Annotated in this window: 11 protein-coding genes; 5 read left to right on the top strand and 6 right to left on the bottom strand. The window is 51.3% G+C overall.

Going from position 1 to position 12703, the window contains the following annotated elements:
• The first annotated feature begins 29 nt into the window (after nt 1-29).
• Nucleotides 30-290, top strand: a complete 261-nt coding sequence (locus ASG81_RS08095) for an HPr family phosphocarrier protein (protein ID WP_056631647.1) — start codon at nt 30-32, stop codon at nt 288-290.
• A 323-nt stretch (nt 291-613) separates the two neighbouring features.
• Here the strand turns inward: ASG81_RS08095 and ASG81_RS33485 are convergent, their stop codons facing one another.
• Together ASG81_RS33485 and ASG81_RS08085 are read right to left on the bottom strand one after the other, a co-directional pair.
• The gene (locus ASG81_RS33485) at nt 614-2854 is read right to left on the bottom strand and encodes a YhgE/Pip domain-containing protein (protein ID WP_056631645.1); all 2241 of its coding nucleotides are present in this window, start codon (nt 2852-2854) and stop codon (nt 614-616) included.
• 75 nt (nt 2855-2929) lie between these two features.
• A complete protein-coding gene (locus ASG81_RS08085; RefSeq protein ID WP_056631642.1) occupies nt 2930-3505 on the bottom strand; it encodes a TetR/AcrR family transcriptional regulator in 576 nt (191 codons plus the stop codon).
• 210 nt (nt 3506-3715) lie between these two features.
• On the opposite strand from ASG81_RS08085, the gene ytxJ reads away from it, so the two are divergent.
• The 4 genes from ytxJ to ASG81_RS31605 all read left to right on the top strand — a co-directional run bounded on the left by ytxJ (nt 3716) and on the right by ASG81_RS31605 (nt 7339).
• Nucleotides 3716-4054, top strand: coding sequence for a bacillithiol system redox-active protein YtxJ (gene ytxJ, locus ASG81_RS08080; RefSeq protein WP_056631639.1), 339 nt, complete (start codon nt 3716-3718; stop codon nt 4052-4054).
• Between the two features lie 223 nt (nt 4055-4277).
• Nucleotides 4278-4892, top strand: coding sequence for a PH domain-containing protein (locus ASG81_RS08075; protein ID WP_056631636.1), 615 nt, complete (start codon nt 4278-4280; stop codon nt 4890-4892).
• Between the two features lie 126 nt (nt 4893-5018).
• Complete coding sequence (locus ASG81_RS08070) at nt 5019-5615, top strand: hypothetical protein (protein ID WP_327205153.1); 597 nt, start codon at nt 5019-5021, stop codon at nt 5613-5615.
• 1583 nt (nt 5616-7198) lie between these two features.
• Complete coding sequence (locus tag ASG81_RS31605; protein WP_162255004.1) at nt 7199-7339, top strand: hypothetical protein; 141 nt, start codon at nt 7199-7201, stop codon at nt 7337-7339.
• On the opposite strand, the gene ASG81_RS08065 is transcribed toward ASG81_RS31605, so the two are convergent.
• The 4 genes from ASG81_RS08065 to ASG81_RS08050 form a co-directional block, all read right to left on the bottom strand.
• Nucleotides 7327-8553 (bottom strand): pyridoxal-phosphate-dependent aminotransferase family protein, encoded by a 1227-nt coding sequence (locus ASG81_RS08065; RefSeq protein WP_056631633.1) that lies wholly within the window; start codon nt 8551-8553, stop codon nt 7327-7329. The two genes, ASG81_RS31605 and ASG81_RS08065, sit on opposite strands and share 13 nt — an antisense overlap.
• Nucleotides 8550-9836 (bottom strand): allantoate deiminase, encoded by a 1287-nt coding sequence (gene allC / locus ASG81_RS08060; RefSeq protein WP_056631626.1) that lies wholly within the window; start codon nt 9834-9836, stop codon nt 8550-8552. Before allC ends, ASG81_RS08065 begins: the two co-directional genes overlap by 4 nt.
• A 29-nt stretch (nt 9837-9865) precedes the next feature.
• Nucleotides 9866-11236 (bottom strand): allantoinase, encoded by a 1371-nt coding sequence (locus ASG81_RS08055; RefSeq protein ID WP_056631623.1) that lies wholly within the window; start codon nt 11234-11236, stop codon nt 9866-9868.
• A 328-nt stretch (nt 11237-11564) separates the two neighbouring features.
• On the bottom strand, nt 11565-12653 hold the full coding sequence (locus ASG81_RS08050) for an ABC transporter substrate-binding protein (RefSeq protein WP_056631622.1): 1089 nt from the start codon (nt 12651-12653) through the stop codon (nt 11565-11567).
• Nucleotides 12654-12703 lie beyond the last annotated feature (50 nt).

The following is a 12703-nucleotide window of genomic DNA, read 5'->3' as shown; positions in this document are numbered from 1 at the left end:
ATATTTTAAAAGAAACGGAGTGATGCAATATGCTTAGCCAAACTTTCATCATTGTTAATCCTACAGGCTTTCACGTACGCCCGACCAAATCCTTCGTACAAACCGCAAGCACCTTTCCCTGCAAGGTTAACGTCATTAATAAAGGAAAGAAAGTAAACGGCAAAAGCTCGTTAAGCATGCTTACGCTTGGCATTGCGGCGAACGAGGAAGTTACGCTGGAGATTGACGGCGAGCAGGAATTGCAGGCGCTTAACGCGCTGGGGAAGCTTTTGACGGATATTCACGAGTAGAACGCAGGCAGGTCAGGTGCATACACTACGGGAAAAACTCCTGCTAATTCCGCCATTTGCGCGCTTCAGCCTCATTTAGCTGGAATTTCTCCCTTTAATTTGGCGTAAACCGCCCCTTCTAGGGTGTATGTTCCGAAATAACAGGAGGAAATCCTGATAAATCAGTCACGTACACATCGGCAATAAAATAGCAGGAGCTTTTCCCGTAAAATGCAGCGAATGAAAGCGAAAAACACAAAAGGACAGCGATCATTCGCTGTCCTTTTGTGTTTTTCAGTCTCGTTGAAGCCTGTCACAGCATCATTGCCCGATATTCCGCGCTGCTAAACGGCTGCCGTTGCTTCCGCCGGGTCCACGTTATCCCTTTTCGTTTTGTGATGGGACAATGTAAAGTAAATGTAAGACAGCGCTGCGAATAGGAAGGCAATGCCCGCCATAATCGCCATATATCCGCCGACCTTACTGTAATCGCCACTTGAGATGATATCTCTAAAGCCTGCTACCGAGTAGGTCATTGGCAGAAACGGCGATACCTTTTGCAGCCAGCCTGGAACGAGCTCGATCGGGAACGTGCCGGCAGAGCTGGTAAGCTGAAAGATCAGCAGAATAACGGCGACAAAGCGGCCTGGATTGCCCATTGAAGCAACTAAAAACTGAATGATCATCATAAACATAATGCTCGTTAGAATCGAGAAAAGCAAGAACATGCCTATGCTCTGAACCTCAAGCTTCAGCACATAAATCAGCACCGCGTCTGCGATAAGCGCCTGAATCGTACCGATAAGCGCCAAGGTGAGCGCCTTGCTCCAGAACCAGCTCCAGCCGTTCACGGGATGAACCGCCGGCTCACGAACCGAATAGACGATGGTCAACAGCATCGCTCCGACATATAAACCAAGCGATAGGAAGTAAGGCGCCAGCCCCGTACCATAGTTATCAACCTCGGTTACCTTCTCTATATCAAGCTTCACCGGATCGGAGAACATATCCACCATCGTATCTGTCAGCTTCATGCCGGAAGTTTTCCCGGATGCCTCATTCAACTTGCCAGACAGCTCCTGCGTGCCGTCCTCCAGCTTCAATAACCCGGAAGCCACTTGCTGCGCGCCATCCTCAAGCTTAACTGAGCCATCCACGAATGGCGTTACGTTTGAGGAGAGCTGCGTTAGTCCAGATGCCAGCGCAGCTGCGCCGCTATTCAGCTGCTTAGCGCCCGTCGCCAATTTCACTCCGCCGGCGCTTGCTTCGGCAAGCTTTGTGCCAAACTGCGTCATGCCTCTTGTGAACTTCTCCGCTCCAGCAGCTAACTGCTCTCCAGCAGCGCCCAGCTGCTTGCCGCCTGCTGCCGCTTCCGCTGCCTTCTTATCGAAGGTTCCCAGACCATTCGACACCTTCACAAGTCCGCCGCTCAGCTTTGCCGCACCGACGCTTAGCTGGGTCTGGCCGGCCGAAGACTTCTCCAAGCCCGCCGCCAGCTCCCGGCTCGCTTTCAATAAAGTGGCAAAGCCCTCACTCTCCGCCAGCTGCGGATTTGCCTGCCCAAGCTGCGCCAGCCCATTCGCAAGCTGCGCCGCTGCCCCCTTCAGCTGCTCCTCGCCCGCAGCCGATTCCTCAAGGCCGTCCGCCAACTGCCCCGCAGCCTGCTGCGCGTCCGCCGCGCCCTCCGCCAGCTGTCCGCTCGCTCCGGCCAATTGCGCCAAGCCGTCGCTCAGCTTCACCGCTCCAGCCCCAAGCGAACCCGCGCCATCACCAAGCGCTGCGGCTCCCGCGCCAAGCTGCTGCTGCGCAGCCTGAAGCTGCGTCAGGCCGCTGGCCAAGCCGGCTGTGCCTGCGCTCAGCTCGGCACTGCCCTTGCGCAGCGCCGCTCCGCCATCGTTCAGCTCGGCAACTCCCTCCTGCAGCGTCAACGATCCGCTGACGAGCTTCGCAAGATTTTGCTCGATGAGCACCGCTCCATCCTTCGCCTTCGACGTGCCGTCGGCGATTTCGCCGGCGCCGTCACTCGCTTTGCCAATCCCTTCCGCGAGCTCTTCCATCTGCTCAAACACGGTGCGCGTATAAGCCGCCGTCACTTCTTTGCCCAGCTCAGCCTTCATCGTATCGACAGCTTTGCTGCCGATCTGCGAGGCAAGAAAGTTGTAGCTCTCATCAGCCAAATACGTCAGCTGTGCCGGTGTCGGCTCATTCGAAGTGAGTGATGCCGTGTTCTCCGAGAAATCCGCCGGAATTTCAATCGCCATGTAATAACGGTGATCCTCAATTCCCGCCTCCGCTTCTTCCTTGCCGACAAAGTGCCACTCGAACTTTTCATTTTCCTTTAACTGTTCCTCAAAATCATCGCCGATATCCATCAATTCACCGTTATACGTATAGCCTTTATCCGCATTGACGATGGCCACCGACATTTTATCCAAGTGTCCGTACGGGTCCCAAAATGCCCCAAGAAACATCGAGGAATACATAACAGGAATCATCAGCACGCCGATAACCGATATCAGCAGCATTTTGTTGCGTGCGATGCCGGATAATTCCTCGCCAAACTGCTTTAACCCTCTGAACTTCAAAACGTCCACTCTCCTTTTTTTAATTGACCAATTTAGTCATATGGTCATTTTATGCTGTAAAAAAAGGCATCCGGGCTATTCCGGAGCCAATCCTACTTGCATATAAAATCGCAATTGTTCTGCAACCTGCTTCTTATCGAGCGGTTCATGCGTTTTTTTCCATTCCACGGTAAGCGCCATATACAGCCGAAGCATAACGAATGCCGTCATTTCCGGATTGCACGGCTTAATCTCGCCCTTGTCGATGGCCGATTGCACCTGCTGCTGAATGTAGCCGACAACCGCCTTCTCGATTTGCTGCATGCCCTTTACCGCCATCGGCGTGCCAATCTCGCGCACCTCATGCGACAGTTTGAGCGCCAGCTCGTGCTCCTCGCGGAATTCAAGCAGCTGCTCCAGCACAGCGTTCAAATTTTCGAAAAAGCGCCTATTCGGATCAAGCACCTTCTCCGCTACCTGCTTCATTTCAATGATGAGCTTCTTCATGATTTCATGGAACAGCTCTTCTTTATTCGCAAAAAACGTATAAATCGTACCCTTGCCCACATTCGCAATCTTCGCGACCTGATCCATCGTCGTCGCCTTATAGCCAAACAAAGCAAACGACTTCGCCGCCGCATCCACAATCTGCTGCCGCCGATCTGCTGCCATGCCGGCACCTCCAACCTTGTAACTTCTGGTTCTCTTAAAAAATGACCGAAAAACCAAAACGGTCAATTAGAATGAAGCAATCATAGCATGCTCTTATTCTGATTGCAACATCCATCCGCCCAAAGATGACTTTACCCGGTCAAAAGAGCTATAATACACATACTGTTACAACTACTATCTGCATCGCAGAATATAAGGAGTGTTTCCCATATGTCATATAAAGAAATTACGTCCATTGAAGAATGGAACAACGTTTACGAAGGCTCGGCCACCCGTCCGCTCATCGTGTTCAAGCACAGCACGACTTGCCCGGTTAGCGCGAACGCTCATCAGGAGTTTAATCAATACCTTGACGGCAAACCGCGGGAAGACGTCGAATACGTGCTTGTGAAGGTCATCGAGTCGCGTCCCGTTTCCAACCAAATCGCTGAAGATACGTCCGTGAAGCATGAGTCTCCGCAAATTATTTTTATCGATAAAAAAGAAAAAGTGTGGACGGCTTCCCATTGGTCAATTACGAAAGCTCATATCACAGCCGTGCTCGACTAATTCCAGGCGGTAACCGCTCATTAATACTGAAAACGCTCAGCCCTTCGCAAAAAAACGAAAGACTGGGCGTTTTTTTCGCTTCAGTAATAGTTTTCCTCTCCACGTAAATATTTTGCGGAGTTAATCCAAAACTTTCAAGCAGCAAAAAAATGATCATAAATCCCAATTCCTATTATATAATGGGTAAGTAATTATACGATGCGATCACGAAAGGAATGGTACGATGTTTGGAAAATTAGCTGCAGACGCGCTTGGATTAAGTGATATTGGCGCGATTATCAAGCCGGCAGATTTCAGCAAAGCGGATTCTGACGATTATGTCATGCATGAAGATAACGAGAAAATCTATTTTCTCATCAAATCGAAAACAGATGAATACTGCTTCACGAATCTCGCACTCATTCATCTGGACGGCACAAGCGCAATGAGCAAGAAGCGTATGCTGAAGCGTTACTCCTACAGCTCCAACCAGATTTCACAGGTGATGCTGGAAACCGCTGGCACGGTCGATCTTGACGTCGAAATCAAGTTCAATATCGGCTCCGTCCCTTTCACTATCGACGTAAACAAGAAGCATATCGAAGAGCTTAAGGATCTGTACAAAGCATTGATTAAAATTTCAGAAATTACACGCGAGAATGAAATTTCGCTTGAATATGCAAGACGCAGCCTGGATCTCGCATCCACTACGCTGCAGCAATTCCACAAAGGCGACTTCAATGTCGTCGAGCAGTTCGACGGGCTGAACAAATCCGCCTTCAACTGGCTCGTTAACACGCATAAGCAGTATCGCGTGAAGGATTTTGGCGCTATTTTCGAGCGTTATATCAATAACTAAATCGACTTCACGATAGTCGACGCTTAGCAAATTTAATATGATTAACAACAGACGAAGAACGTCCATGCGCCGCTTTAGGCATATGGGCGTTCTTTTTTTGCGTACAATATCGAGGAGTGTGTGATTATGGATTTATTTGAACGCGAGCATGCAGTATTTATTGAAAAACATTTGGTCGGCAGAAATGGTGAGCGTAAAGACAGATTGCTGCGGGGACACGGATATGGCGAGAAGCTTTTGCTGCAAAATGTATGGTGGCCGGTATTCGGTAATTTCGATTACCTCCATCCGGAATACGAAGTCTATGACCGAAACCGAAAATCATATTTTCTTGATTTAGCATTCACGCCCCCATTCGGGCTCTTCAACATCGAGTGCCACGGCTTTCAATCCCATATTAAAGATATGGATAGGGAGAAGTTCAGCTACTCACTTAATCGCGACACCTTCTTAACGGCATTAGGCTGGAAAAATATTCATTTTTCCTTCGATGACATCAAGGATCGTCCCGAAATATGCCGCTCCTTGCTGCAGCTCGTTATCGGTCCTTACCTGCTGAATAAAGACAGTGCAGGCCCCGCCCTGAAAATAGAAAGGATCTCCTGCTTCTTGCTTGGAAACTCGGCAGGCCTATTCGTCCGAAGGATGTTTGCGACGAATGGCGTATCAATTTTCGTACATCCCGCAAGCTTCTCATTTCCCTGTCCGAAAAGGGCTGGCTAAAGCCCATCTCGAAGGGAAAAACCGTAAGATATTACGAATTACAACCAAACACACTGAACCTTTTATTCTGAGAGGTTCAATCATGTGCGATTGTGGCAGGATAGCCAATAAGTTGAGAGTTGAGCAGCAGCTCGGCTACCCGCTACATACCGCTGTATGAGGTAGGCTGGCTTAGTAACTTAGCTTGATAGTCTATTCTGCCAGATCCGCTAGTTAGACCACCTGCTTGAGCATGCTATATTGCACATTTGCAGGGTAGAAGCCACTATTCGTCTGTTTGCTCGGCGTATGTTGCACATTTGCAGCTTACAAGACCATTCTACTCCACAGGTGGCAAGGATCGAGAGATTTTATTGCATTTGTGCAGGATAGAGTAACCTTTGAGGCTGAAATGAGTGAAGTTACTGCAAATGTGCAGGATAGCCGATGAGTTAAGCGCTTAGCTGTTGAGCTGCATCTCGACCGCCACTTCACGCTGCGATCGGATGAATGGTTAGTCTAGTAACTTAGAGTGCTTGTCTATAATGCGAGACCCCATAGTTAGATTATCTGTATGTCTGTGCTTGCTATATTGCACATTTGCAGGGTAGAAGCCACTTTTCATCTATTTGCACGACGTATGTTGTACTTATGCAGCGTATATGAGACTTTTGCTACTCAGGCGGCAAAGTATGAGCGATTTTATTGCATTTGTGCAGGATAGAGTAACCTTTGAAGCTGAAATGAGCGAAGTTACTGCAAATGTGCAGGATAGCCGATGTGTTGGGTGTTGGGTGTTGAGCTGCATCTCGACCACCACTTCATGCTGCGATCGGATGATGGAGGTTAGTCTAGTAACTTAGAGTGCTATTCTATACTGCGAGACCCCATAGTTAGATTATCTGTACTTGCTATATTGCAAATTTGCAGGGTAGAAGCCACTTTTCATCTATTTGCACGACGTATGTTGTACTTATGCAGCGTATATGAGACTTTTACTACTCAGGCGGCAAAGTATGAGTAATTTTGTTGCATTTGTGCATGATAGAGTAACTTAGGAGGCTGCAATGAGCGAAGTTACTGCAAATGTGCAGGATAGCCTACGCATGGGGTTGGGTTGGGTTGGGTTGGGTTGGGTTGGGTTGGGTTGGGTTGGGTTGGGTTGGGTTGGGTTGGGTTGGGTTGGGAAGTATGCTGATGTGAAATAAATTTTAGCGGGAAAATGTGGCGTTATATATGCATAAACACCTGCTATAGGTATAATAACGGGATTTTCTGGCGTTAACTCTCTCATTTGAGTTGTCTAACCTCAATAACAGACGAATTAGCTCCTAATTTTACCGTTAATTCCCACAAAAACTTCTAAGCACAAGAAATTAACGCCTAATTTTACCGCTGATGCCGTATAACTTTACTAAAAAACGAGGCTGTCCCCAGGTTTATCTAAACCTGTGAACTGCACCCCGTCAAGTAGACAGCACAAAAAATAAAAACAGTTAGGCGGCCTTGGTCCTAAATTCTATCGGACTGAGGCCGTTTAATTTCGCTTGTNGGTTGGGTTGGGTTGGGTTGGGTTGGGTTGGGTTGGGTTGGGTTGGGTTGGGTTGGGTTGGGTTGGGTTGGTCGTTACACTTACGGCTGGCCACCTGACTGATGATACGAAGGTGCAGATCACGCAGCTCGTTATACGCAGGGCAGCCCGCAGACTGCACCCTGCTGTACAACAAATCCGCTACATCCCGTAGGCATCCATCGCAGCTTGCAGCGAACGGCCCGCTTTCAGCTGATGGCCGTGGCGCAGCAGCACAGCTTCCAGCGCGCTAAGCGTGAGAAGCACGTTTCGTTTGCTGCAGCTGTAGCCCATTGTGCCGATACGCCATATTTTACCCTTCAGGGGTCCGAAGGAGCTGGCGATTTCGATGCCGAAATGGTCGAGCATCATCGATCTTGCGGATTCGCCGTCTACCCCGGCGGGTATTTCAATACACGTTACCACGGTCATTTTGCAGGACGGGTCGCCATACAAGCGCAGGCCCATTGCCTCCAAACCGGCAATCAGCGCGCCTTCGTGCTCGCGATGCCGGGCAAAACGCGCCTCAAGCCCTTCTTCCAGCACAAGACGCAGCCCTTCGCGCAGCGCATAAAGCATCGAGGTCGCTTCCGTATGATGATTGAGCCGCGCCGGACTCCAATAGTCCTGAAGCTGGCTCAAATCCAAATAATTGCTCTGAATCGGGCGCAGCAGCGGATCCTCCCCGCCATCCTGGAGCAGCAGCCCTCTTTCAATTTTTTTGCGGCTCTGCAGCTTCGCTTCCGCCCGTTTATTGTATGTGATCGGAGCCATGCCCGCCGGCACGGATAAGCATTTTTGCGTGCCGCCGATAACGGCATCAATAAGCAGCCGATCCGTCGCCACTTCGATGCCGCCAATCGTAGCAACCGCATCTACAACGAATAGCGCATCAACTTCCCTGCACACTTGTCCTATGCCTTCAAGCGGCTGCAGCCTCCCCGTCGACGTCTCGCCATGGACAAGTGCTACAAGCTTAGGCTGATGCTCCTTTATGGCGCTAATGATTTCCTCCGTTTCAAACACGCTGCCCCATTCTTTCTCCAGCGTCACGATCTCCGCGCCGCACCGCGCCGCAATCTCCGTCAGCAAATGCCCGAACCGACCGTAAATCGGCACAAGCACCTTATCCCCCGGCTCGATTAAACCAACAAGTACCGCTTCAATTCCGGAACGGGACGTCCCATCCACCGGAAATGCCCACTCGTTATCCGTCTTGAACAGCTCCCGCAGCATCCCCATCGTTTCATTCATTAACGCCGTAAACTCAGGATCAAACTGTCCCAATATCGGAAAAGACATCGCCCGCAGCACCCGCGGATCGACCTCCACCGGGCCCGGTGTCATGATCGTGCGCGGCGATGGCGATAAATCCTTATAAGCCTTCATAGCTCTTCCCCCTCATAGCCTAGTCGATAAAGCAGCTCTGTCAGCACGAGAACGCCAACCGCGAGATCGCGGGGCTCCGTATATTCCTCAGGCGAATGCGAAATGCCACTTCTGCTCGGAACGAACAGCATGGCAGTCGGACAAAGATGCTCAAACATTTGGGCATCATGCCCGGCTCCGCTTACCATCCGTTTCGAGGAGATGGCCAGCTTGCCGCAAACGTCGTCCATTTTCTTTTTGAGCTTGTCGTTCATAGGAACCGGCTCTTCCCTGAACCATTCCGTTCCATGAATGGCAAGCTGCCGCTGGGCCGCCAGAGAGGTAAACTCCTTCATCACCCACTGGCAAAAGCTATCGAGCGCCTGCTCATCGTCATGGCGCGCATCTAACGTAAAAACCACCTTGCCCGGCACGACATTCGGCACATTCGGCTGCACCTGCAGCCTGCCAACGGTTGCCACAAGAGGCGCTCCGATCCGGACCGCCTCTTGGCGGAGCGCCTGAATCATTACGCTCACACCCTCAAGCGCATCCCTTCTCATATGCATCGGTGTCGTTCCCGCATGATTGGCTTCGCCGATCACTTCAAACTTCAGCCTTCGCTGGCCCGCAATCGTGTCCACCACGCCGATAGCTATGCCTTCCTTCTCAAGCACGGCCCCCTGCTCGATATGCACTTCAATAAAGGCTCCAATATCGGAACGCCGGCTATCCCTGCCCGTTCCCTCGCCAAAGCCGCACCGCTGCATCGCATCCGCGAAAAATACTTCATACGAATCCTGCAAATGGACGATTTGCTCGAAGTTCCGTTTCCCGACAATGCTGCCCGAGCCCCAATAGGCCATCGGAAACCGGCTGCCTTCCTCTTCACAGAGGGAGACGATCTCAAGCGTTCGCTTCGGCTTGCCGAATTGCCGCTGTAAATAGTCCAGCGCAAGCAAGCCAGCCGCAATGCCATAAGCCCCGTCATACATGCCCCCTTGAACAACCGTATCAATATGGGACCCCGTTATAATAGAAGGCGCATCCAAATCCTCGCCCTGTAATTTTCCGAATAAGTTGCCGACATGATCAAATTCCGTCTTAAGGCCGCAGCCTGCCATTTTCTCCGCCAGCGCCAGCTGCGTCTCCAGCCAGCCTTCCGTGTAAAGCAGCCGCGTAATGCCGCCTTCTTCATCCGGGCTAAATGCAGCCAGCCAATTCAACACCTGCATAACCTGCGTCTCAAAATACGATAACAGCTGCTCCTTCTCCTGCGGAGAGAGACATACGCTTCGCTCCATAGCTGTTCCTCCTATTCTGTTAGCAAAATCTATCTCACCCACCGACCCGTCTTGCTTTCGCCGATTCCCGTATCTTCCCCGTATACCTTCTGACCGCGCAAATAAGTAGCCGTTACTTTGCAATGAAGCTCTTCCCCAATATACGGACTATGCTTGTGCCGTTGATACAATTGCCCCTCTTCCAAAATATAAGACTTGTTCAAATCGATTAGAACAAGGTCGGCATCTGCGCCAATTCGTATTTCACCCTTCGCGGCCTGTAATCCAAACCGCCGGGCCGGCCCGGCTGCAAGCAGCTCGCTTAGCAACGTAAGCGGCAAGCCGCGCTTTACATGCCCTTCCCCGATAACGAGCTCCATCGAGCTTTGCGCGCCGGCAATGCCGCCCCACGCATCGAAGAAATTATCCGCTTCCTTCATGGAGGCCGGACAAGGCGAATGATCCGACGAAATCATATCGACACGGCCTTCCGCTATGGCCCGCCAGAGCTTCTCCCGCTCCGAAGCGTCCCGCAGCGGCGGCGAACACTTGGCGACCGCGCCCTTACGATCCAAATCCGCCGCCGACAGGGTCAAATAGTGCGGACAGGTTTCCACCGTTACGTTCAACCCGCGCCCGCGCGCCTGCGTAATCAAATGTATGCCAGCCTCGCTGCTGATATGGACAAAATGAAGCGCGCAGCCCGTTTGTTCGGCATAGAAGAGTGCCCGGTTAATCGCCTCCAGCTCGGCAATGATTGGCCTTGAGGCCACGTAATCGGCCGGAGCCAGACGCCCTTCCGCCCGCATAGCTTGGCCCAGTTTGGCAACAATCGGTTCACTCTCGGCATGCAGTGCAAGCACCTTGTTCAAGCTTGCGATTATTTTCATCCCCTCGAACAGCGTGTAATCGTCTACCTCGCGGAACGCATCCTCGCTCGGGTCGCCTGGCGATGACATAAACGCCTTAAAGCCGATGACTCCCGCCTCGTGCAGCGGAATTAACTCATGCAGCTTCCCCGGCACTAATCCACCCCAAATAGCGTAGTCCACATACGATCTATCCTTCGCGGCGGCAAGCTTTTGCTCCAAAGCATTCACGGTAACCGTAGGCGGAATACCGTTCAGCGGCATATCGACATAGGTCGTGCAGCCGCCGGCCGCGAGCGCCGCGGAGCCAGTCTCAAAGCCCTCCCATTCACCTAAGCCAGGCTCATTCAGATGTACGTGGACATCGATCATGCCGGCCATGACGGTTAGTCCCGCCGCATCCTGAAGCGCAGCGGCATTTCCGCCATCCAGCTCTTCACCAAGCTGAACGATCTTTCCCGCTTTTATGCCAATATCGAGCACTCTCACCTCATTCTTTAATACGACGGTGCCGTTTTTTATAATGAAATCCAGCTTATCTTGTCCGCCCATCCAACACCCCTGCCTTTCTCGATATATGGTTAACAGCGCCATCTATACGCATATACACTCTAATGCAGTTTATGAGGCAATCCAGCCAAATAGTGAAGCTGGCTTCACTATTTTTCCCCCTCGAACAACGATACGCCAGCTTAGTGAGTTCAACTTCACCCGCCACGAAGCTATCCTCATGGATAATGAGCTTCCCCCTACTCCTTTCGCCAAATGCCCGCTGGTATCCTTCCAAAAAATCAGGGCCGCGGACTACGAGGTCAGCGGCCCGATTTTCCTGTATCGCAAGCTGCCCTAAACCCGGCGGGCTTGCTCCATTCTCAACCTTCTATTCCTTCAGATCCGTCACGATCAAGCTTGGGTCCACTTCCTTCAGCAGGCTTAGATCATGGTAGGATGCTGACGCCGGAATCGTCTTGATGTTGCCGACCGACTTCAGGTACTCGCCGACAGCAGGGCCGTTGCTGCCGTTCACGTAGGTATCTCCAACCTCCATCGAATACACGTTACGGCTCATAATTTGCGTAAGTTCTTCCTCGGTTAGGTGCAGCTCAGGAGCCAGCGTTTTGATCGCTTCCTCACGGTTGTCATTGATGTAGTCCGTCGCTTTCTTCAAAGCCCGCAGCACAGCCTTCAGCGTGTTCGGATTTTTCGCAATGAAATCATCGGATACTTGGATCGTCGTATGCACGCTCATCCAGTTCACGTCGCCTTGTTTGTCAGGCAGCTCGCTCTTCGTTCCGCTGAAGAGGAATTTGCCGCCGCCTTGGATTGCCTTCGTAATGAACGGCTCCCAAGCAGCCAGCGCATCGATGTCGCCCTTCTCCAAAGCCACGACTGCGTCGCTCGGCGCCAGGTTAACGTATTTGATTTTGCTTGCGTCTACGCCCAGCTCTTTTGCCATGTTGTTAATGGCTATCGTGACGTCAGCGCCGCTTGGAATACCGATCGTTTTGCCCTCGAGATCCTTCGCGCTCTTCAGTTCAAGCTTGCCCCCGCCTACCACTGCTTGCGTTCCGGCAATTTGTGCGAGCGGAGCAATGATTTTGACTGGAATATCGGTTGATTTAAGAATAATATCCATAAAGTTCGTTTGAATGCTAACAGGGGCGCTTCCACCGGCAACCATCGGTCCGATATCCGGGCCGCTCTCGATCAGTTGACTCGTTACGTTAAGTCCCTCTTCCTTGAAATAACCAAGCTTATCGGCAATGATTTGCTGCGAGGAAATTTGAGCGTCGCGAACGCCAACCAGTGTCAGATCCACCGTCTCCAGCTTCGTGGAGGCTGGCGCATTCGATGCCGCGCCTTCGTTCGTATCCGCTGGGGCGACATTGTTTCCGCCGCAGGCAGCAAGCACAAATGTTAATGATGTGAGTACAATTGCAGATTTGAACCAATTTCCCGATTTTTTCATCGATATTCCCTCCACTTTTCTCTTTATAGTTGTTTTTCGCCTTGCTCTTT

It is taken from the genome of Paenibacillus sp. Soil522, assembly GCF_001428245.1.
In the GTDB taxonomy this organism is placed as follows: domain Bacteria; phylum Bacillota; class Bacilli; order Paenibacillales; family Paenibacillaceae; genus Pristimantibacillus.
This window is presented reverse-complemented; position numbering and strand designations above follow the sequence as displayed.

Coding starts and splice junctions, on each gene's coding strand:
- ASG81_RS08050 (WP_056631622.1), bottom strand. CDS start 12,653: ATGAAAAAATCGGGAAATTGGTTCAAATCTGCAATTGTACTCACATCA.
- allC (WP_056631626.1), bottom strand. CDS start 9,836: ATGGAGCGAAGCGTATGTCTCTCTCCGCAGGAGAAGGAGCAGCTGTTA.
- ASG81_RS08075 (WP_056631636.1), top strand. CDS start 4,278: ATGTTTGGAAAATTAGCTGCAGACGCGCTTGGATTAAGTGATATTGGC.
- ytxJ (WP_056631639.1), top strand. CDS start 3,716: ATGTCATATAAAGAAATTACGTCCATTGAAGAATGGAACAACGTTTAC.
- ASG81_RS08095 (WP_056631647.1), top strand. CDS start 30: ATGCTTAGCCAAACTTTCATCATTGTTAATCCTACAGGCTTTCACGTA.
- ASG81_RS08055 (WP_056631623.1), bottom strand. CDS start 11,236: ATGGGCGGACAAGATAAGCTGGATTTCATTATAAAAAACGGCACCGTC.
- ASG81_RS08065 (WP_056631633.1), bottom strand. CDS start 8,553: ATGAAGGCTTATAAGGATTTATCGCCATCGCCGCGCACGATCATGACA.
- ASG81_RS08070 (WP_327205153.1), top strand. CDS start 5,019: ATGGATTTATTTGAACGCGAGCATGCAGTATTTATTGAAAAACATTTG.
- ASG81_RS08085 (WP_056631642.1), bottom strand. CDS start 3,505: ATGGCAGCAGATCGGCGGCAGCAGATTGTGGATGCGGCGGCGAAGTCG.